The sequence below is a fragment of the Parvibaculum sp. genome (assembly GCF_039680535.1).
Taxonomy (GTDB): Bacteria; Pseudomonadota; Alphaproteobacteria; order Parvibaculales; family Parvibaculaceae; genus Parvibaculum.
This window is the reverse complement of the sequence record NZ_JBDKSS010000022.1, coordinates 62,141-82,920: the sequence shown is the minus strand read 5'-3', so window position 1 is coordinate 82,920 and position 20,780 is coordinate 62,141. Positions and strand designations below refer to the sequence as shown.

Sequence of the window (20,780 nt, the reverse complement as noted above, 5' to 3'; positions counted from 1 at the left end):
GGCCGTAAATTGGGACCGTTTCTCAAGTGAACAGAAAAACATATGAAGTCGCGGGCGGCGCAGCCCTCGCATTGCTCGTGCTCGCCGCTCCCGCGCAGGCGACGAATGGTTACTTTGAAAACGGCTACGGCGTTCAGTCGCAAGGCCTTGGCGGCGCGGCCATAGCCTACCCGAAAGACGCGCTGGCCATCGCGACCAACCCCGCCACGCTTTCCGCCCTCGGAGAACGCTTCGACATCGGCGCCGAAGTCTTCATCCCGAGCCGCGGCGCGGAACTCACCGATACGGCCAATGGCTTCGGTGTCTTCGACGGCAGCTTCAGCGGCAACGGCAAGAGCTCCTTCGTCATCCCGCAGATCGGCTACACGCACCGCCTGAACGACCAATGGTCGGTTGGCATCGCCGTTTATGGCAATGGCGGCATGAACACCTCCTATTCGACCAACCCCTATTTCGGTTCGCCGGGCACTGCGGGCGTCAACCTCTCGCAGCTCTTCGTCTCGCCGACCATCTCCTATGAATTCGCCAAGGGGCACACGATCGGTGCCTCCGTGAAGATCATCGACCAGTTCTTCGACGCGCGCGGCGTCGGCCTTTTCGGCGGCTACTCGTCGAACGCGGGCGCGCTTTCCGACCGCGGCAAGGACAGCGCGTATGGCGTCGGCGCCAGCGTCGGCTATTTCGGCCAGTGGACGCCGGACCTCTCGGTCGGTGCATTCTGGCAGTCCAAGGGCTACACCGAGAAATTCCAGAAATATGCGGGCCTGTTCGAAGGCCAGGGCAGCTTCGACGTGCCTTCGACCTATGGCATCGGCGTCGCCTACAAGGTCACGCAGGATCTCGATCTCGCCGTCGACCTGACGCGGATCGAATATGCCGACGTAGGCGCGGTCGGCAATTCGATCAGCAGCCTCTTCCTCGGCAAGCAGCTCGGCACGGACAACGGCCCCGGATTCGGCTGGGAGAACGTGACGACGATCAAGGCTGGCCTCAACTACCGCATCAATCCGCAATGGCAGGTACGCGGCGGCTGGGCCTACAATACGCAGCCCGTGCAGGGCGACGAGGCGCTCTTCAACATTCTCGCGCCCGGCGTTGTGCAGCATCACTTTACGGCGGGTGCCACTTGGACCACACCGGCAGGCTTCGACGTGAGCGGCTTCGCGTTGTATGCTCCCCGCACTGAGGTCACCGGCAACGGTGCCATTCCGACCAGCTTCGGCGGCGGCAATGTCAAACTCCACCTGAGTGAAGTGTCCGTCGGCGTCGCCCTGGGCTGGAAGCTCGGAGACTAGGACGGATTCATATGGAAATCTTCGCGACGGCCGCAATCGGCGGCATCTTGATCGGCGCGGCGGCGGCGGGGCTGCTGCTCGTCAACGGATCGATCGCCGGCATCAGCGGCGTCTTCGGCAATGCTCTGACCGGCAAGCCGGGGCTATGGCGGTGGGCTTTCCTCGCGGGCCTGATCGCTGCTCCGCTGGTTGCGCCGTTCGCGAAGATTGAAGTACCCGTTCCTCATCATCAGGCAGGGCTCATCACCCTGGCAATTGCGGGCCTGCTCGTGGGCATTGGCACCCGGCTTTCGGGCGGCTGCACCAGCGGACATGGCGTGTGCGGCCTGTCCAACCTGTCGCTGCGTTCCCTCACCGCAACCGGCACCTTCATGGTCGTTGCGGCCCTGACCGTCTATGCGGTGCGCCACCTCGGCCTGCCTGTGGGGTACTGACATGAGCACGAAGACTTCTGCACGCACGCTGCTGCCCATTCTCACGTCGGCATTTTTCGGCCTCGTTTTCGGCTTCGGCCTGATCGTGTCGCACATGGTCGATCCGCAACGCGTTGCGGACTTCCTCGACATCACGGGGACGTGGAATCCCGCGCTCGCATTCGTCATGGGCGGGGCGATCCTCGTCGCGGCCCCCGCCTTCGCCTATGCGCGCCGCCATCACCGTTCCTTGCTGGGCGGCGGCATCAATCTTCCAGACCGTTTTCGGATCAATGCGCCGCTCGTTGCCGGTGCCGCCATCTTCGGCCTCGGCTGGGGCCTCAGCGGAATCTGCCCCGGCCCCGGCCTCGTGCTGCTGATGAGCTTCACCCCGCAGGCGCTCGTCTTCGTCTCGGCGTTGGCCGCCGGCATCCTGCTGGTCGATATAGCACGCGGGGCGATCTACTTCCCTCCGAAGGAAAAGATCGCCACCGGTCATCCGGCGGACTGAATTACTTCAGTCCCCGGATCACCTGCACGTCGAGATCCTTCAGCTTCTTGCGCAGCGTATTGCGGTTGATGCCCAGGAGATGCGCGGCCTTGATCTGGTTGCCGCGCGTCGCCGCCAGCGTCATGCCGAAAAGCGGCTTCTCCACTTCGCGCAGAATGCGGTCGTAGAGGCCCGGAGGCGGCAGCGCATCTCCGTGCTGCGCAAAGAGCCTGTTGAGCGCGCGCTCGACCGACGACGACAGCGGCTCGTCGCTCGGTGCCTGTTCCGTCGGACGGCTGAAGTCGGGCTCCGCCAGTTCCGTCTCCAGAACCGAAGCGCCGATGATGTCTTCCGTATAGAGCGCGGCCAGACGGCGCACGAGGTTTTCAAGCTCGCGCACGTTACCCGGCCAGCGATAGCGCTTGAGCAGTTCCATGCCCTCTGCGTCGATGGTCTTGGGCGGCAGGCCTTCGGCTTCCGCCTGATCGAGGAAGTGGCGAACGAGGTCCGGAATATCCTCCGCGCGCTCCCGCAATGGGGGCAGCCGGATCGGCACGACGTTCAGGCGGAAGAACAGGTCTTCGCGGAAGAGGCCCAGATTGATGAGCTGCCGGAGGTCGCGGTTCGTCGCCGCGACGATGCGCACATCGGTCTTGATCGGCGTGCGTCCGCCGACGGTCGTGTATTCGCCCTGCTGCAACACGCGCAGGAGTCGCGTCTGCGCTTCCATCGGCATGTCGCCGATTTCGTCGAGGAAAAGCGTGCCGCCTTCCGCCTGCTCGAAGCGGCCCGTGGCCCGCTGGCTCGCGCCGGTAAAGGCGCCCTTCTCATGGCCAAAGAGTTCGCTCTCGATCAGTTCGCGCGGGATCGCGGCCATGTTGATGGCGACGAAGGGCCCGTTGCGGCGCTTGCCATATTCATGCAGCGCGCGGGCGACGAGCTCCTTGCCGGTGCCGCTCTCGCCCGAGATCATGACGGTGAGGTCCGTCTGCATCAGGCGCGCGAGTACGCGATAGATGTCCTGCATCGCCGGCGAGCGGCCGATGAGCGGCATCTTCTCGTCTTCCTGCAACGTGGAACGCGGTACTGCGCTTTCGCGCGGCGCCGTCATGGCGCGATCGACGACGCGGATCAGCTCGTTGAGATCGAAGGGCTTGGGCAGATATTCATAGGCGCCGCGCTCCGCCGCCGTGATCGCTGTCTTGAGCGTGTTCTGCGCGCTCATCACGATGATCGGGATTTCCGGCCGCGCGCGCTTGATGCGCGGAATGAGGTCGAAGGCATTCTCGTCGGGCATCACGACGTCGGTGATGATGAGATCGCCGTCGCCCTGCGCCACCCAGCGCCACAGCGTCGCCGCATTGCTCGTCGCACGCACGTCATAGCCAACACGCCCCAGGGCCTGGTTGAGCACGGTGCGGATCGCTGCGTCGTCATCCGCGAGAAGAATGGTGCCGCTCGGCATGGAAGGCTACTCCTACTTCGAATTGGCGGGCATGGGGACCTCGCCGGTGTGCATGGGCAATAGAACGCGGAAGACGGTGCGGCGCGGCTGGCTTTCGCATTCAACGATGCCGCCATGATCGCCGATGATCTTCGCTACCAGCGCGAGACCGAGGCCCGTTCCCGATGATTTGGTCGTGACGAAAGGATCGAAAAGATGCGGCATCAGGTCGTCCGGCACGCCGGGGCCGTCATCGATGACGCATATTTCAAGCGGCAGGCTCACGCGGTCGCGGCGTCCGGGCATCGCAAGGCGCACGCCGGGCCTGTAGGCCGTCGTCAGCACGATCTCGCCGTCGGGCTTGCCGATGGCTTCCGCCGCATTCTTCACGAGGTTGAGAAAGACCTGGATCAGCTGATCCTTGTCGCCGAGCACCGGCGGCAATGAGGGGTCGTATTCCTCGGCTATCTTTATGCCCTTGGCAAAGCCCGTCTGGGCGAGTTGTTTCACGTGTCCGAGCACGACATGGATGTTGACCGGCTCGCGCGGCACGGGCCGTTCGTCGGAGAAGACTTCCATTCGGTCGACGAGCTTGCAGATGCGATCCGTCTCATCGCAGATGAGCCGCGTCAGGGGGCGGTCCTCGGGCGGCGCGGTCAGTTCGAGCAATTGCGCCGCACCACGAATGCCCGAAAGCGGATTCTTGATCTCATGCGCGAGGATCGCGGCCATACCGGTGACGGAACGCGCGGCGCCGCGATGCGTGAGCTGACGGTCCATCTTGTGCGCCATTGTGCGCACCTGAAGAATGAGCAGCACATGGCCGGGATATTCAACGACCGGCGTCACCTGAATATCGACGGCCCGGTCGCCCGAACGCGGCGTGCCGATTTCGACGCCGTATTCGTTGACCGACACGCCATGCTCGTGCACCTGCTGGATAAGTGCGAGAACAGGGCTGCCGAAGGCCACAAAGTCGCTGAGCTTGTGCCGGAGAAGAACCGCCGAACTCGCCGCGAAGAATTGCTCCGCACTATCGTTCACATATTCGATGCGCATGTTGTCGTCGAGCATGAGCACCGGATGCGGCATCGCGTTAAGGATCGCCGCCGAGTCGGGCTTCAGCCCCGTTGCCGTCTGCATCGCGCCTTGCGCCATTATGCGGCCTCTCTTTCACTGTCAAATTGATCCGCGGCGCGCGCGTAGAACTCGGCCACGCGGGCAAGCACCGCTTGCGTGTCATGAAGGCGAACGACATCTCTCTTCGTCGCCATTGCCTCTTCGGGAAGGGCCCGCGACGCTTCCTCGAGGTACCAGACGAGGTGCTTGCGCGCGACGCGTAGGCCCAGCCCTTCGCCATAGTGAGCGAGCATGTCGCGGTAATGCGCATCCACGATGCGGCCCTGTTCGGCCCATGAAGGCGCGGAAAGCTTCTCGCCGGTCTTGAGGTAGTGCGCGACCTGCGCGAGGAACCAGGGCCGGCCTTGCGCGCCCCGGCCGATCATCACGCCGTCAGCACACGAAGCATCGAGAATGGCCCGCGCATCCTCCTCGCTCGTCACATCGCCATTGGCGATGAGCGGAATGGAGATCGCTTCCCGGACCCGGGCGATAAAGCCCCAGTCGGCGCGGCCCTTGTAGAATTGGCAGCGCGTGCGTCCATGAACCGTGACCATCTTCACGCCCGCCGCTTCGGCCCGTCTCGCAAGCTCCGGCGCATTACGCGATTCGTCGTCCCAGCCCGTCCGCATCTTGAGCGTCACGGGGACCGAGACGGCCCCTACCGTCGCCTCGATCAGCGTCAGCGCATGGTCGAGATCGCGCATCAGGGCCGAGCCCGAAAGCCCGTTCGTGACCGCCTTGGCCGGACAACCCATGTTGATGTCGATGATGTCGGCGCCCGCCTCCTCGGCAATGGCGGCGCCTTTGGCCATCCAATGCGCCTCTCGGCCCGCAAGCTGGATCGCCAGCGGCTTCACTTCGCCAGCGCCCGCGGCGCGGCGGACGACGTCAGGCCGCGCCCGTACCAGCTCGTCGCTCGCCACCATTTCAGAAACGACGAGACCCGCGCCGAGCCTGTGAGCGACCCGCCGGAAGGGCAGATCCGTTACACCGGCCATGGGTGCTAGCAAAACGGGGGTGCGGAGAAAATGGGAACCGACCGCGATGGACAAAATTTAGGCACCAAATGAACTTGCACAAAGTTTAGTCAGACTACCTTCGGTTTTTGTGCGCTGCAAGAGGATTTCATTTCGATCTTGCACGTCCTGCCGCCACCCGCGTAAACGAGCCATATGACTGTTGCCGCGCTCATCGTGGCGGCGGGCCGGGGAACACGCGCCGGCCCGGGCGCGCCCAAGCAATACCGCCTGCTGGCGGGTGAATCGGTGCTGCGCCGGACGCTCCGCGCCTTTGCGCGGCATCCCGGCATAGACGTGGTTCTTGCGGTCATACACCCCGACGACCGGCAGGCATATGACGAAGCAGCCATTGGCCTTCCGAAGCTTCTGGCGCCTTGTATGGGTGGCCCCACGCGGCAATCCTCCGTGCTCCTCGGCCTTGAGACGCTGGCAGCCGCCAACCCCGCCCGCGTCCTGATCCATGACGGCGCGAGGCCGCTGGTCAGCCCCGTCATCATCTCCCGCAGCATAGAGGCGCTGGGCGACCATGCGGGCGCGCTGGTGGCCTTGCCGGTCACCGATACGATCCGAAGGGCGGCAGGCGGGCTTGCAGGCGAAACGGTCCCGCGCGACGGTCTCTGGCGGGCGCAGACGCCGCAGGCCTTCCACTTTCCGGCCATCCTCGCCGCGCACCGGCAGGCGGCGGGCGGCGAGATGACGGATGATGTGGCGGTCGCCGCCGCCGCAGGCATCGAGGTCGCGATGATCGAGGGGGATGAAGCCAACATGAAGATCACAAGTGCCGACGATCTCTCCCGCGCTGAGCGCCTTCTCGAAGCCACGGCGGAATATCGCACGGGCACCGGCTACGACGTTCACCGCTTCGGCGAGGGCGACCACGTGATGCTGTGCGGCGTGCGAGTGCCCCATACGCATGGGCTCGTCGGACATTCCGACGCCGATGCCGGGCTCCACGCGCTCACCGATGCAATCCTCGGCGCCATCGGCGAAGGCGATATCGGCCGGCATTTCCCGCCAAGCGATCCGCAGTGGAAAGGCGCGTCGTCGGACCGCTTTCTCGCGCATGCGGCGGAACTCGCAGCCCGCGCAGGCGCACGCATCGTCAATGTCGACGTGACCTTCATCTGCGAGCGCCCGAAGATCGGCCCGTGGCGCGAGGCCATGCGCGAGCGCCTTTCTGAAATCCTCCGCATCGATATTTCGCGCATCAGCGTCAAGGCGACGACGACGGAGGGCCTCGGCTTCACAGGCCGCAGCGAGGGCCTCGCCGCGCAGGCGCTCGCCAATCTGCGTTTCGGCGCATGATGAAGCTGACGCCGCTTCCCGCCGGACTCCGCTTCACCGATCCGGCGACGCTCGTCGCGACATGGTTCGGCTCGGGCCTGCTCCCGAAGGCGCCGGGCACATGGGGTTCGCTCGCGGCACTACCGCCCGCGCTGCTTCTCGCCTGGCTCGGCGGTCCCGCGGCCCTCGTCGTCGCCGCCGCCCTCGCCTTCGCCCTCGGCATTCCCGCCGCCTCGCGCTATGCGTCCGCGAAGGGAAAAGAAGATCCTTCCGAAGTCGTCATCGACGAGGTTGCCGCGCAATGGCTGGTGCTCGCTGTCATGCCGCTTGCGCCCGTCGCCTGGGGCGCGGGCTTTCTGCTCTTCCGCTTCTTCGATGTCCTGAAGCCATGGCCGGTCAGCCTTGCCGACCGCAAGCTCAAGGGCGGACTCGGCATCATGCTGGATGATATCGTGGCTGCCGCTTACGCGATCCTCGTTACCCTTCTTGTCCGCCATTTCACCGGGGCGTTCTGATGTCGATATTTCCACGTCCACTCGTTCAGCGCGCCGAACTTCTGCTCGGCGATTGCCGCGAGGCGAAGATCAAGATCGTGACCGCCGAGTCCTGCACGGGCGGGCTCATCGCCGCGCTGCTTACAGAAATTCCGGGCTCGTCAGATGTCGTGGAGCGCGGCTTCGTCGTCTATTCCAATGAGGCGAAGCGCGATGCGCTGGGCGTGCCCGGCGATCTCATTTCCGATTTCGGCGCGGTGAGCGAACCTGTCGCCCGCGCCATGGCGGAGGGCGCGCTCAACAATTCGCGCGCGCAGATTTCGGTCTCGGTCACGGGCGTTGCAGGCCCCGGCGGCGGCACGGCGCTGAAGCCTGTCGGCCTCGTCCATTTCGGCGCCGCGCGGCGCGGACGCAACATCATCCATGAAGTCCAGCGCTTCGGCGATATCGGCCGCGAGGAAATCCGCCTGAAGAGCGTCGAGGTCGCGCTCGAACTTCTCCAGCGGATGATCTGATCAGTCGGAAGCCTGCTGCGGCAGCGCAGGCTTTCCATGAAGCGCATCGGCGCGGTCGATGAAGGCCTGCATCATGCGCGTGAAGGCCTTGGTGAAAAAGCTGCTGATGAGAGCCTGCAGCGTCGCGCTGCGGAATTCGAAATCGATAAAGAAGTGGATGCGCGAACCACCATCGGGCAGCGGCTCGAACTCCCACTTGTTCACCAGATACTTGAACGGTCCCTGCACATATTCCACATCGACCTTCCGCGCCTTGGGGTCAAGCGTGACCCGGCTCGTGAATTGCTCGCGGAAGACCTTGTAGGCGACGATCAGATCGGCGGTGACGATTTCCCTGTCGCCAGCGCGCTCGCGCTTGCGGATGCGCGCGCCCGCGCACCAGGGCAGAAATTCGGGGTAACGCTCGATGCCCGCGACAAGCGCGAACATCTCGTCCGCTCCGTAGGGCACTTCCTGCGTCTGACGGGTGGTTGGCATCGGAGACCTTAAGCCCGCGCGAGCTGCGCGTTGCGCGCCTCGCGCAGCAGCGCAAAGTCCGAGTCCGCGTGATAGGACGAGCGCGTCAGCGGGCTTGCGGACACGAGCAGAAAGCCCTTCGTCCGCGCAATCGTCTCATAGGACTTGAACTCTTCCGGCGTGACGAAACGATCCACCGCCGCATGCTTGCGCGTCGGCTGGAGATACTGGCCGATGGTCAGAAAGTCGATATTGGCGGAGCGCATGTCGTCCATGACCTGCAGCACTTCCTCGCGCGTCTCGCCAAGTCCTACCATGATGCCGGACTTGGTGAAGATCGACGGGTCGATTTCCTTCACGCGCTGAAGGAGCCGCAGCGAATGGAAATAGCGCGCGCCCGGGCGAATGGTCGGATAGAGGCGCGGCACGGTTTCGAGATTGTGGTTGAAGACGTCCGGACGCGCCGCAACGACCTTTTCGAGAGCCCCTTCCTTGCGCAGGAAATCCGGCGTCAGAATTTCGATCGTCGTCGCGGGCGAACGGCGGCGGATCGCCTCGATCACTTCGACGAAATGCTGTGCGCCGCCATCGGCGAGATCGTCGCGATCGACCGACGTGATGACGACATGGAGAAGGCCGAGCTTCTCGACCGCGTTCGCCACATGCTCGGGCTCATCCCTGTCGAGCGCGCCCGGCAAGCCGGTCTTCACATTGCAGAAGGAGCAGGCGCGCGTGCAGGTGTCTCCCATGATCATCATGGTCGCGTGCTTCTTCGACCAGCACTCTCCGATATTGGGGCAGCCCGCCTCCTCGCAGACGGTGACGAGGCTGTTGTCGCGGACGATGCGCTTTGTCTCGGTGTAGACGGGTGAGCCCGGCGCCTTGACCCTGATCCATTCGGGTTTCCGAAGCACGGGCGTATCGGGCCGGTTGGCCTTTTCCGGATGGCGCGGGCGCGGCTTCTCGCTGGAACCGGAACCCTCGTCCTTGAGCGTGTCGATGATGATGGCCATGCTGCCGAAATCCTGTCGCGGGGCTCGGCCCCGCCTTTCGCTTCCAACATGGATAGACAGGAAAGGCGATTCAAGCAAATCCGGCATGAATCCGGTTTCAGATCATGCTGCCTAATTCGGCCATATCGAACAGGCCGCCCATGATCTGGTCTCTTCCGTCATCCGTCTTCATCGGAAGGTAGCACGCCTCGAAATCCGCATGCTCGACATCGAGGCCCACCAGCCGCCCGCGCAGAAAGGCGGGCTTGCCTGTCGCAAAGACCCGGTTATGGAAGGCGATCTGATCGGCGGCCATGCGCGGCCCGTAGCATTCGGTGAAGCGCCGCCCCGTGCATTTGATTCCGAGGCGAAGCTCGTTCGCGCTGCCGACCAGGCGGTAGAGGAGATCGCGCCCTCCATCCGCCGGCTCTACGATGAACATGCCACCCAGCGCCTGCCTCACGTCGAACGGATCGATGGCGCTGCGGCGGACGATGCCGTCGGCGCCGATTTTCGATTGCCAGTATGAGAGCAGCGTCCGGTTCATCGGGTGCGCAGGCGCATCGACCGCGACCACGTCGCAGTCAACTTCACTCGCCTTCAGTGCCGAATCCCTGAGCATGTAGCCCCCTTCGGCAGCAATTGTGAAAGGCTTGAGTTAATCAAATCCTACCGCGCGCCACCTCAGGCGAAACCAAGCCTCAAAAACTGGCTATCGGGAACTTCAAGCTCGTTCAAAATGGCACGGAGCCGTTCGGCCATATCGCGCTCGGCGGCGTTGCCCGCGAGGTTGCGCTCCTCGCCCGGGTCTTCCTCGAGGTCGTAGAGGTGATTGCCGCTGAACTTCGCCGCCGCCCAGAAGGGAAGCATGTCGCCCTGCTGCCAGTCCTGCCGGATCACGGGAACCCGACTGCCCGGCATTTTCGAGAGGTAGGCGCGCTCGTCCGGTAGCGGAAGCTCCTGCTCGCGCGTCAGGAAATGTGTCGGCATGGTCGACCAGCGGTTCGACAGCATTGTGAGCGGTGCATTGGCGGCCTGCGGGGCGCGCGCATATTTGAAGCGCTTGTCGATCAGATGCACTTCCCTGCCCCAGACACCGGTGAGCAACCAGTCGCGGATTTCGGCCGTCTCGCCGCGCAGCAGCGGCAACAGCGAGCGTCCATGCGTCCTCTGCCGCACCTCGACGCCGAAGATATCGGCCAGCGTCGCGAAGAGATCGACGCTGGTCGTCAGCGCATCGCAGATGCCGGGTGCTGCGCCCGGATGCGCGATGAGCAGCGGAATATGCCCGAGCGGGTTGTAGACCGGCACACCGGGCTTTCCCCATATGTCCTTCTCGCCGAGATAATGGCCATGATCGGTGCAGAGAATGAACACCGTGTCGTCCCAGAGCCCGTGGCGATCCACGGCATCGAGGATCTTCCCGAACCAGTGATCGATCATGGTGAGCTTGCCGCCATAGGACGCGCGAAGCTGGCGCGCCTGCGCCTCACTCAACACGCCCTTGGCGATCGCGCCCTGCATATAGGGCGGCCAGATGATGTTCGGCCCTTCCCAGTCTGCGTCATACATCGAGGCATAGGGCTCGGGCGTATCGAAAGGTTCATGCGGGTCGAACTCGTCCACGAACAACATGAAGCGCTGGTGGCGGCCGGCATTCTCGTCGAGCCAGCGGGCGGCGGCGGCCATGGTGCGCGGGCCCGGAAAATCGGTCTCACTGCGGAAATAGCTCCGCGAATTGTCGTAAGGCATGGGCGGGCGGAAGAGGTTCGGCGCGCCCGTCCAGCTCGGGTCCGGTACCGTCTTCCACGGATCGCCTTCGTGGCCGCGCTGATAGTCCCAGGCGGTGAAGTCGACGTGGAAGTTCTCGCCACCGGTCTCGAAGAGATGCGGATGATCGGAAATGAGCTGCGTGACGACACCCGCCTTGCGCAACTCATAGGTGATCGCGTCTTCCCAAAGCTCAATGGACCCCCAGGGCTTCCATAGGAAATCCAGCGCGCCGCAGAGAATGTCGTGCCGCGCAGGCATGCAGGGAAGCGAGCCCGTGTAGTGCTTCGTGAAGCGCGTCGCGCGGGCGGCGAAGCGATCCAGGTTCGGCGTGGCGAATTCCGTTCCGCCATAGGCGCCAAGCATGTGCCGGTTGAGGCTGTCGAGCAGGATGACGATGGCGTTCTTCGGAGCGCCGCTCGCCATGCCTGCTGCGACGCTCACTTCATTCCACCGCTTGTTTCGTCGCCGCCCGTCTCGCACTGAGCCGCTTCATCGCCCAGAGGTTGAGCGACTCGACGCCGATGGAGAAGGCAACCGCGAAGTAGAGATAGGCCTTGGGAATGTGGAAGTGCAGCGCATCCGCGATCAGCGAAACGCCGATCAGGATGAGGAAGCTCAGCGCCAGCATCTTTACCGTCGGATGCGCATCGACGAAGCGGCTGAGCGGCTCGGCCGCGAACATCATCACGCCAACGGCGGCAAGGACGGCGATGGCCATGATCGTGAAATGATCGGACATGCCGACTGCAGTCATGACCGTATCGAGAGAGAAGATGATATCGATGATGCCAATCTGGGCGACAACCGACCAGAGCCCCGGAACCTTGCTGCTCTCTTTCGGCCCGGCCTCTTCGCCGCCTTCAACCGAATGATGGATCTCGAGCGTCGCCTTGGCGATCAGGAAGAGGCCGCCGACGAACAGGATCACGTCACGCCACGAAATGGCCAGATCGGCCACCGTGAAGACCGGCTGGTTCAGCGTCACGATCCATGCGATCGAGGCCAGAAGGCCCAGTCGCGTGAGCAGCGCCGCCGCAAGACCGAGGCGACGACCGGTCCTCCGCTTCTCAGCCGGAAGCCGCGAAGCGAGAATGGACAAGAAAATGAGATTGTCGACACCAAGCACGATCTCGAGGATCGTCAGCGTCAGCAGACTTGCCCAGTTTTCCGGGCTCGAAAGGATTTCAAGCATAATGGAGGCTAGATGTGCAGCGCGCGGCCGAAGGCGTCAAGCACAGACTCGTGCATCGTCTCACTAAGGGTGGGATGTGGGAAAATTGTCTGCATGAGCTCGGCTTCGGTGGCTTCCAGGGTACGCGCCACCGTATAGCCCTGAATGAGTTCTGTCACCTCCGCTCCGATCATATGGGCGCCGAGAAGCTCCCCGGTCTTTGCGTCGAAGATCGTCTTGACGAGGCCGTCGGGCTCTCCAAGCGCGATCGCCTTGCCATTGCCGCGAAAGGGAAACCGGCCGACCCTGATTTCGCGCCCGCCCTCTCCTGCCTTGGCCTCGGTGAGGCCGACGCTGGCGATCTGCGGATATGAATAGGTGCAACCTGGAACTTTTGTGACATCGAGCGGGTGCCCCCCTTTCAGGCCGGCCAGCCGCTCCACCGCCATCACGCCCTCATGCATGGCCTTGTGCGCGAGCCAGGGCGCCCCAACGAGGTCGCCAATGGCGTAGACGCCCTCCACGCCGGTCTCCAGCCATTCATTTACGACCACATGGCCCCGGTCGACCTTCACACCCGCCTGTTCGAGGCCGAGGTTCTCGACATTGCCGGTGATGCCAACGGCCGAGATCACCCGCTCCGCCGTCACCTGCTGCGTCTTGCCGTCCGTCGTCACAATCGTCGCGGTGACGCTGTCGGCCGCCTTGTCGAGCCTTTCAACCTTGGCCGATGTCAGGATCGTCATGCCCTGCTTCCTGAACGCCTTTGCGGCAAGCTCGGAAATTTCAGCATCCTCAACCGGCAAAATCCTGTCCATCACCTCGACGACCGTCACCTCGACGCCGAAGGCGCGATAGAAGCTCGCGAATTCGATACCGATGGCGCCTGAGCCGATAACCAGCAGCGATTTCGGCATGGCGGGCGGCACCAGCGCCTCTCGATAGGTCCAGACGAGCTTGCCGTCCGGCTCGAGACCCGGCAGCGTCCGCGCGCGGGCGCCAGTCGCCAGGATGATGTTCTTCGCCGTGAGTTCGCTCTTTCCGGCCTTGCCCTCAACCGCGACCTTGCCCGGCCCCGCAAGCCTGCCGACGCCTTCGATCACATCGACCTTGTTCTTCTTCATCAGGAATCTGACGCCATTGGAAAGCGTCTCGGCCACCTTGCGGCTCCGCTTCACCACGGCGGCTGCATCGTAGGAGATGTTGTCCGCTTTCAGCCCGAATTCCTCGAGCCTGTGCAGCGTGTGATAGACCTCCGCCGAACGCAGCAGCGCCTTTGTCGGAATGCAGCCCCAGTTGAGACAGATGCCGCCAAGCGCGTCGCGCTCGACGATGGCGGTCTTGAGCCCGAGCTGCCCCGCGCGCACCGCCGCGACATAGCCGCCGGGGCCCGAGCCGATGATGACGAGGTCGTAATTGGTGTCGGCCATCGCGCGTGTTCCTTAAAGCAGCATGGAAGGCGGATATTCCACGAAGGCCTTGAAGGCTTCGAGGAACTGCGCGCCGAGCGCGCCGTCGATGGCGCGGTGATCGCAGGACATCGTCACCGTCATCACCGTCGCGGTTTCAACCTTGCCGTTGCGCACCACGGCCCGCTCCTCCCCCTTGCCCACGGCGAGGATCGCCGCCTGCGGAGGATTGATGACCGCCGTGAAGTTCTTGATGCCGAACATGCCGAGATTGGAAATCGAGAAGCTGCCGCCTTCGAATTCCTGCGGCTTCAGCTTCTTCGTCCGCGCCCGTTCGGCAAGCTCCTTCGCCTCCGCCGAGATTTCGGCAAGGCCCTTCGTCTCCGCATGACGGATGATCGGCGTGATGAGGCCGCCATCGAGCGCGACCGCAATGCCGATATCGGCATGCTTGTGCTTCAGCAGCCCCGTGCCCGCGAAGCTCACATTGGCGTCGGGAACCTTCATCAGCGCAAGCGCCGACGCGCGGATCAGGAAGTCGTTGACCGAGAGCTTGACGCCGCCTGCATCGTTCAGGTGCCTGCGGACGCGCAGCAATTCGTCGAGTTCGCAATCGATGGTCAGGTAGAAATGCGGGATCTCCTGCATCGCCTGCGTCAGACGCCGCGCGATCGTGCGGCGCATGCTGTCGAGCGGAACTTCCTCATAGGAGCCCGCTTCATAGAAAGCCCGTGGATCGATCGCCGGACCGGCTGCCATCGGTGCTGCCGGCTGCGCCACCAGTCGCGGGGCGGCGATGCCGGGCTTCGCGCCTTCCACATCCGCCTTCACGATGCGTCCGCGCGGGCCGGAGCCTGTGACAGCGGCAAGATCGACGCCCTTCTCCTTCGCAATCCGCTTGGCAAGCGGCGACGCAAAGATACGCGCACCTGTTTCTTGCGGCGCAGGCGCCTTCGCCGCCGGAGCGGCTGCCTGTGGCGCAGGCCTTGGCGCTTCCTCTTTCGGCGCTTCGGCCTTCGCCGGAGCGGCGGGCGTCGTGGCGGCTTCCTTCAACGCGGAAGCATCCTCGCCCTCGCCGAGCAGAATGGCGATGGGCTTGTTGACCGGCACGTTTTCCGCGCCTTCCGGCACCAGCAGTTTTCCGACGCGGCCTTCATCCACCGCCTCGACTTCCATGGTCGCCTTGTCGGTTTCGATTTCCGCAATCACGTCGCCGGAGGAAACCTTGTCCCCCTCCTTCACGTGCCATTTGGCGAGCTTGCCCTCTTCCATCGTCGGGGACAGCGCGGGCATCAGAATGGGTATCGGCATGTTCGCGCTCCCCCTTAGCGGTAGCAGACGGCTTTCACCGCCTCCACCACCTCATCCGCGCTCGGCAGCGCCAGCTTTTCAAGATTGGCCGCATAGGGCATCGGCACGTCTTTCTGTGTGACGCGAAGGATCGGCGCGTCGAGCCAGTCGAAGGCCTTCGCCTGCACCTGCGCGGCGATCTCCGCGCCGATGCCGCATACAGGCCATGTCTCTTCGACGGTGACGAGCCTGTTCGTCTTCTTCACGGAAGCGACAATGGTGTCGATATCGAGCGGCCTGATGGTCCGCAGATCGACGATCTCGGCATTGATGCCTTCCGCCGCAAGCTTCTCCGCCGCCTCGACGCAATAGACGAGGCCGTGGCTGTGCGAAACGATGGTGACATCCGTGCCTTCCTTCAGCACACGCGCCTTGCCGATGGGCAGCACATAATCGTCGAGCTTCGGCACATCGAAGCTCTTGCCATAGAGAATTTCATTCTCAAGGAAGATCACCGGATTGGGATCGCGGATCGCCGCCTTGAGAAGCCCCTTGGCGTCCGCCGCCGAATAGGGCGCGATGACGATAAGGCCCGGAATATGCGCATACCAGGAGGTATAGTCCTGGCTATGCTGCGCGGCGACGCGAGCCGCCGGCCCATTCGGACCACGGAAGACGATTGGCGCACCCATCTGGCCACCGGACATGTAGCGCGTCTTGGCGGCGGAGTTGATGATCTGATCCATCGCCTGCATGGCGAAGTTGAAGGTCATGAACTCGACGATTGGACGAAGCCCGGCGAAGGACGCACCGACCCCGAGGCCCGCGAAGCCATGTTCCGTGATCGGAGTGTCGAAAACGCGAACCGGCCCGAACTCTTCGAGCAGACCTTGTGTCACCTTGTAGGCGCCGTGATATTGCGCCACTTCTTCGCCCATGACGAAGACACCGGGATCGCGGCGCATTTCCTCGGCCATGGCGTCCCGCAAAGCCTCGCGCACCGTCATGGTCGTGAATTCGGTGCCGGCCGGGATTTCCGGATCGGCCTTGCCCTCAGCCTTGGGCGTCGCCGGTTCGGCCGCGACAGGCTTGGCCGCCACAGGCGCGGGCTTCGGCGCTTCGGCAGGTGCGGGCGCTTGCGGCGCGGGCGTCGCGGCGACGCTCTCGCCTTCTTCCGCCAGCACGGCGATGACGCTGTTCACCTTCACGTTTTCGGTGCCGGCGGGAACGACGAGCTTCGCAATCCGGCCTTCATCGACCGCCTCGACTTCCATCGTCGCCTTGTCCGTCTCGATCTCCGCGATGACATCGCCGGAGCGAACCTCATCGCCTTCCTTCACGAGCCATTTCGCCAGCGTGCCCTCTTCCATCGTCGGGGAAAGGGCGGGCATCAGAATATTCGTCGCCATGGTCAGGCCCCCACCGCCGTATGGTCCTTGTCGGCCAGCACATCCGTCCACAGTTCCGAGGGATCGGGTTCGGGGCTCGACTGCGCGAACTCGGCGGACTCGTTGACGATCACTCTGATGTCCTTGTCGATCTCCTTCAGATCGTCCTCCGTCATTCCACCCTCGAGCAGCCGGTGCCTGACCTGCTCGATGGGGTCATGCTCCTGCCGCATCTTGTTGACTTCTTCCTTGGCGCGATATTTCGCAGGGTCCGACATCGAATGACCGCGATAGCGATAGGTCATCATCTCGAGGATGTATGGCCCGTTGCCCGAGCGGCACCACTCCACCGCCTTGATCGCAGCGGCGCGCACGGCACGCACATCCATGCCGTCCACCTGCTCGCCCGGAATGTTGAAGCTGACGCCCCGCTTGGAGAGATTTGTCTGCGCCGAGGCGCGCGCGATGGCGGTTCCCATCGCATACTGATTGTTCTCAATCACATAGATGACCGGCAGGCGCCAGAGCTCGGCCATGTTGAAGCTCTCATAGACCTGCCCCTGGTTCGCGGCGCCGTCGCCGAAGAAGGTGAAGCTCACATGGTCGTTGCCGCGATACTTGTTGGCGAAGGCGAGCCCCGTTCCGATGGGCACCTGCGCGCCGACGATTCCGTGGCCGCCATAGAAACGCTTCTCGACGCTGAACATGTGCATCGAGCCGCCCTTGCCGCGCGAATAGCCGCCCGATCGCCCGGTCAGTTCGGCCATGACACCTTTCGCATCCATGCCGCAGGCGAGCATGTGGCCGTGGTCGCGATAGCCGGTGACGATCTGGTCGCCTTCGCGCGCCGCACCGAGGACGCCGACGACGACGGCTTCCTGCCCGATATAGAGGTGACAGAAGCCGCCGATGAGTCCCATGCCGTACATCTGGCCGGCCTTCTCCTCGAAGCGCCGGATCAGCAGCATCTCGCGATAGGCCTTCAGGTCTTCCGCCGGCGACAGCGGCGGAGGCCCTTCGGTCTTGGCTGATTTCCTGGTTGCTGCTTGTCTGACGGCTGGCTTGGCGCTTGCCTGCTTCGCAGGACGTTTCGGATCGGTGGCCATCTTGTCTTCCGCTTCAGGTTTCGAAGAGGGAACCCGCGAGCGGCAAAAAGGATGCGCGCGGGGGCTAGCTGTCAAAACAGAATACTAGACCCGCAACGTAAATGTTTGATTTCAAACCAGAAAATGAAGATTAACCTGATTTCGGTTAATCGACTTGTGGCGCCAATGGGTTAGCGCTTCTGCTGAGCCGTTCCACCGGCTGCGCGATCGCGAAAAATCACGATGTCGTTCGGATTGGCGAAGCCGAGCGTGGCCCGCGCGCGTTCGTCGAGAAGATCCGGATCGAGGCTGCCGGTACGCAGAAGCGCCACCTGGCGGTCGAGCTGCTCCCGGGAGTTGCGCACTTCCGCAAGCTGCTGATCGAGCGTGTCGACGCGATTCTGAAGGCTCAGCCAGGCGATAAAACCGTGGCGTCCATAGACGGCGTGATAGGCGAAATAGCTGATCACGATGACACAGACGATCGGCACCAGCGCATGGCGCAGGCGAAGCGGTTCTCTCGTACGAATCAAGCCCATCTCTTTCATAACCACATGGAATCACGGAGGGATTCACCTCGTCAACCATTGTCCCCGCAAAAGAGGGAACCGTCACCCCGAACCTGATCGGGCGGGCCATCTCTGCCACCGCACAAAGACAGATGGATGCCGGATCAAGTCCGGCATGACGCCTCGTGTTGAATACCGCGCTCAAAAAAACCGTCACCCCGGCCTCGAGCCGGGGTCCATTTTTGCGGCACGCGGCATCGATCCAGGCCTTCGCCGCGCCGGTAACATCCTGCGAGGTTCCGTCGATATATTCCTGAACGCGCGCCTCGGCAGGAGCGTAGGGTTTCGCTGTTCGAGCCGCTCATGCGCCGTAGCGCCACGGCCCGTTGAAAAGCCACAAGGGGCTCCAGACAAAAAAAGGACTGCGTCGCCTTGGCGACGCAGTCCAGTTTAACGGCAAGATCGTGGAGGGAACTTACCGTACACCCAACTGCCTGATGGCGTTCGGCGTATAGCGGCTCGCGTCGAGTTCGTCGGCGAAGTAGTTCACCGCCGGCTCTTCGTTCTGCATGGCCAGGGCGAGATAGCGGCCCGCCTGCAGGTCGTACACGAGTTCGGCACCGGTGCCGCAGAGCGGCACTTCGTAGTGCGGGATCTGCTGGACTTCCTGGACGCGCCAGAGCTGACCACGACCGTCATAGAGTTCGGCGGCCGAGACCTGCCACGAGTCTTCGTCGTTGTGATAGACGCGACGGGCATAGACGTGACGCGTGTTGGCGCGCAGCTTCGCCTCGAAGTTCCACGTACGATGGACCTCGTAGCGAACCGCGTCCTGGTTGACGTGGCCTGGCGTGAGGAAGTCCTTGTACTTGATCGCATCGGTCTTGAACGAGTTCGCCGCGATCAGCGTGGGCTTCTTGTCGATGACCGACCAGTCGTAACGGTCAAGCGCGCCGTTGTAACCGTCGAAAGCATCCGACGTCGACAGACCGTCCGAGTTCGTGCCCGGATTGTCGTAGGAGATGTTCGGCGCGCGGCGAACGCGGCGCGTGCCGGGGCTGTACTGCCAGGCCTGACGGCCGCCATTGAGCGTCGCGTTGAGGGCATCGTACACGAGGATGACGTTGCCGGCTTCGCGCGCCGGAGCGATCGTGTTCGACAGGTAGTAGAGCGAAATGTTGTTCAGCTCTTCAGCCTTCGTCTTGACCGGATCGGACCAGGGGAAGAGCGCTTCGTCCTGAACGATCGTCAGCGTGTAGTCGCCGCCGCGCGTGACCGGCGCCGCCGCGAACTGCCGCGTCAGCTTGAACGAGCGATAACGCAGCGTGTGGTTCCACATGACTTCGAACGCGTTGTTCGGAACCGGGAACGGGAAGCCCATGATCGCGCCGCCGACGCCCGAACCGCCACCGATCAGCTCACCGACCTTGGCGTTGTTCTTCGTCGCCGCATAGACCTTCTGCGGATAGGCGCAGGTGCGGCGCGTCTCGTAGACGTTGAGCTTGTAATCCGGATAAGCCTTCAGCATGGCCTTCTGGCCGTCCGTCAGGATGGCCGCGTACTTGTCCGCGTTCGCCGACGTGATCGTGTACTTGATCGGATCGCTGGCAAACGGATCTGCCACGTGCTGACCGGCCTTGTAGGTCACGTTGCTCGGAACCGAGGACAGGCCACCCGTCCAGGCCGGGATATCGCCCTCGCCGGCCTTTTCAGCGCCGATCGGGGTCAGATCGTTGCCAAGGCGATTCGCCTGGCTGTCGGGCACAGCAGCATTCGCTGCCATCGGCGCGCAAAAAGCGAGCGCGATGGCAAGTTTCGACACCTTCATCGAGTGGAACCTCCCTCTGGTACTCTACACTGAAATGTGCGTTCTGATTTTCTATGACTATTGACTGATAATATTCGTTTTTTGTCAATACTCATATGCGGCCCGCACGCTCATAATGAAACATAATACCTGCCTAAGGCCTTGCTTTTGCAGCATTAGGCAGGTCTGATTGATTTCATCAGCCGTTACTGGGGAGGAATGGCTTAATGAGTGTCATGGAGGACACGCGCGATCGCATCGTCGCTTCGGCGTCGGCGCAGATCCAGCGTCATGGCCACGTCAAGACGACGGTGGCCGATGTTGCCAAGCATTGCGGGATGTCGCCCGCGAATATCTATCGCTTCTTTCCGACCAAGGCCGCCCTGATCGAGGCCGTTTCGGAAATCTGGCTCGCGCTGGCGGAGGACAATGCACGAGCCATCGCCCGCCAGCCGTCCTGCGCCTCGGCGCGGGTGCGCGAATTCGTCGTCGGGGTGCATGAATTCAATCGCGATCGATATACGCGAAACGGCGAGGTGCATGAAACGGTCGTCGCCGCCACAACGGAGCGTTGGCCCATCGTGGCGCGCCACGAAAAGGTACTCATCGGCATCTTCGCCTCGATTCTCGAAGATGGCGTGAGGAAGGGCGAGTTCGAGATCGACGATATCGAAGGCACGGCTGCGGTGATGTTCGCGGCCATGGTCAAGTTTCACAACCCGATCATGGTCGCGCAATATCACGGCGAGAGCCTGATCGAACAGGCGAACGCCCTCGCCGACTTCATGCTGAAGGCAATCAGAAAGCGTTGAGCGCCATTGGCG

At 63.2% G+C, this 20,780-nt stretch carries 21 protein-coding genes; 7 read left to right on the top strand and 14 right to left on the bottom strand.

The window, feature by feature from the left end; all coding sequences use genetic code 11:
• The first annotated feature begins 26 nt into the window (after positions 1–26).
• Genes ABFC66_RS14435 through ABFC66_RS14425 form a run of 3 tightly spaced genes read left to right on the top strand, consistent with a single transcriptional unit; the run spans position 27 to position 2,219 of the window.
• Complete coding sequence (locus ABFC66_RS14435) at positions 27–1,295, top strand: outer membrane protein transport protein (protein WP_346741664.1); 1,269 nt, start codon at positions 27–29, stop codon at positions 1,293–1,295.
• A gap of 11 nt (positions 1,296–1,306) precedes the next feature.
• Positions 1,307–1,729: a YeeE/YedE family protein gene (locus tag ABFC66_RS14430; protein ID WP_346741663.1), complete on the top strand. Its 423-nt coding sequence runs from the start codon at positions 1,307–1,309 to the stop codon at positions 1,727–1,729.
• Between the two features lies 1 nt (position 1,730).
• Positions 1,731–2,219 carry a DUF6691 family protein gene (locus ABFC66_RS14425; RefSeq protein ID WP_346741662.1) on the top strand — a complete coding sequence of 163 codons (489 nt, stop codon included), beginning with the start codon at positions 1,731–1,733 and terminating at the stop codon, positions 2,217–2,219.
• Between the two features lies 1 nt (position 2,220).
• On the opposite strand, the gene ntrC is transcribed toward ABFC66_RS14425, so the two are convergent.
• From ntrC to dusB, 3 genes are read right to left on the bottom strand one after another with little or no spacing between them, the layout of a single operon-like run.
• Positions 2,221–3,663: a nitrogen regulation protein NR(I) gene (gene ntrC, locus ABFC66_RS14420; RefSeq protein WP_346741661.1), complete on the bottom strand. Its 1,443-nt coding sequence runs from the start codon at positions 3,661–3,663 to the stop codon at positions 2,221–2,223.
• A gap of 12 nt (positions 3,664–3,675) precedes the next feature.
• Complete coding sequence (locus tag ABFC66_RS14415; RefSeq protein ID WP_346741660.1) at positions 3,676–4,800, bottom strand: nitrogen regulation protein NR(II); 1,125 nt, start codon at positions 4,798–4,800, stop codon at positions 3,676–3,678.
• The gene (gene dusB / locus ABFC66_RS14410; protein ID WP_346741721.1) at positions 4,800–5,810 is read right to left on the bottom strand and encodes a tRNA dihydrouridine synthase DusB; all 1,011 of its coding nucleotides are present in this window, start codon (positions 5,808–5,810) and stop codon (positions 4,800–4,802) included. The genes ABFC66_RS14415 and dusB overlap by 1 nt, the downstream gene beginning before the upstream one ends.
• 126 nt (positions 5,811–5,936) lie before the next feature.
• On the opposite strand from dusB, the gene ABFC66_RS14405 reads away from it, so the two are divergent.
• From ABFC66_RS14405 to ABFC66_RS14395, 3 genes are read left to right on the top strand one after another with little or no spacing between them, the layout of a single operon-like run.
• Positions 5,937–7,088: a bifunctional 2-C-methyl-D-erythritol 4-phosphate cytidylyltransferase/2-C-methyl-D-erythritol 2,4-cyclodiphosphate synthase gene (locus tag ABFC66_RS14405; RefSeq protein ID WP_346741659.1), complete on the top strand. Its 1,152-nt coding sequence runs from the start codon at positions 5,937–5,939 to the stop codon at positions 7,086–7,088.
• The gene (locus tag ABFC66_RS14400) at positions 7,085–7,582 is read left to right on the top strand and encodes a phosphatidylglycerophosphatase A (RefSeq protein WP_346741658.1); all 498 of its coding nucleotides are present in this window, start codon (positions 7,085–7,087) and stop codon (positions 7,580–7,582) included. Before ABFC66_RS14405 ends, ABFC66_RS14400 begins: the two co-directional genes overlap by 4 nt.
• Positions 7,582–8,076, top strand: a complete 495-nt coding sequence (locus ABFC66_RS14395) for a CinA family protein (protein ID WP_346741657.1) — start codon at positions 7,582–7,584, stop codon at positions 8,074–8,076. Before ABFC66_RS14400 ends, ABFC66_RS14395 begins: the two co-directional genes overlap by 1 nt.
• Here ABFC66_RS14395 and ABFC66_RS14390 read toward each other — a convergent pair whose 3' ends face one another.
• The 11 genes from ABFC66_RS14390 to ABFC66_RS14340 form a co-directional block, all read right to left on the bottom strand.
• The gene (locus ABFC66_RS14390) at positions 8,077–8,553 is read right to left on the bottom strand and encodes a type II toxin-antitoxin system RatA family toxin (RefSeq protein WP_346741656.1); all 477 of its coding nucleotides are present in this window, start codon (positions 8,551–8,553) and stop codon (positions 8,077–8,079) included.
• Positions 8,554–8,561: 8 nt separating this feature from the next.
• Positions 8,562–9,545, bottom strand: coding sequence for a lipoyl synthase (lipA, locus tag ABFC66_RS14385; protein WP_346741655.1), 984 nt, complete (start codon positions 9,543–9,545; stop codon positions 8,562–8,564).
• A 97-nt stretch (positions 9,546–9,642) separates the two neighbouring features.
• Positions 9,643–10,146 (bottom strand): PAS domain-containing protein, encoded by a 504-nt coding sequence (locus ABFC66_RS14380; RefSeq protein ID WP_346741654.1) that lies wholly within the window; start codon positions 10,144–10,146, stop codon positions 9,643–9,645.
• A 62-nt stretch (positions 10,147–10,208) separates the two neighbouring features.
• Positions 10,209–11,738, bottom strand: coding sequence for a sulfatase (locus ABFC66_RS14375; RefSeq protein ID WP_346741653.1), 1,530 nt, complete (start codon positions 11,736–11,738; stop codon positions 10,209–10,211).
• A gap of 1 nt (position 11,739) precedes the next feature.
• A complete protein-coding gene (locus ABFC66_RS14370) occupies positions 11,740–12,489 on the bottom strand; it encodes a TerC family protein (protein ID WP_346741652.1) in 750 nt (249 codons plus the stop codon).
• An 8-nt stretch (positions 12,490–12,497) separates the two neighbouring features.
• Positions 12,498–13,898: a dihydrolipoyl dehydrogenase gene (lpdA, locus tag ABFC66_RS14365; RefSeq protein ID WP_346741651.1), complete on the bottom strand. Its 1,401-nt coding sequence runs from the start codon at positions 13,896–13,898 to the stop codon at positions 12,498–12,500.
• Between the two features lie 12 nt (positions 13,899–13,910).
• Positions 13,911–15,188: a pyruvate dehydrogenase complex dihydrolipoamide acetyltransferase gene (locus tag ABFC66_RS14360; protein ID WP_346741650.1), complete on the bottom strand. Its 1,278-nt coding sequence runs from the start codon at positions 15,186–15,188 to the stop codon at positions 13,911–13,913.
• A gap of 14 nt (positions 15,189–15,202) precedes the next feature.
• Positions 15,203–16,576 carry a pyruvate dehydrogenase complex E1 component subunit beta gene (locus ABFC66_RS14355; protein ID WP_346741649.1) on the bottom strand — a complete coding sequence of 458 codons (1,374 nt, stop codon included), beginning with the start codon at positions 16,574–16,576 and terminating at the stop codon, positions 15,203–15,205.
• A gap of 2 nt (positions 16,577–16,578) precedes the next feature.
• Positions 16,579–17,661 (bottom strand): pyruvate dehydrogenase (acetyl-transferring) E1 component subunit alpha, encoded by a 1,083-nt coding sequence (gene pdhA / locus ABFC66_RS14350; protein WP_346741648.1) that lies wholly within the window; start codon positions 17,659–17,661, stop codon positions 16,579–16,581.
• Between the two features lie 170 nt (positions 17,662–17,831).
• Entirely contained in the window at positions 17,832–18,173 is a 342-nt protein-coding gene (locus ABFC66_RS14345; protein ID WP_346741647.1) for a septum formation initiator family protein, read from the bottom strand.
• 451 nt (positions 18,174–18,624) lie between these two features.
• A complete protein-coding gene (locus tag ABFC66_RS14340; protein WP_346741646.1) occupies positions 18,625–19,977 on the bottom strand; it encodes a DUF1329 domain-containing protein in 1,353 nt (450 codons plus the stop codon).
• Positions 19,978–20,183: 206 nt separating this feature from the next.
• Here ABFC66_RS14340 and ABFC66_RS14335 point away from each other — a divergent pair, with 206 nt between their 5' ends.
• Positions 20,184–20,768: a TetR family transcriptional regulator gene (locus ABFC66_RS14335; RefSeq protein WP_346741645.1), complete on the top strand. Its 585-nt coding sequence runs from the start codon at positions 20,184–20,186 to the stop codon at positions 20,766–20,768.
• Positions 20,769–20,780: the final 12 nt, after the last annotated feature.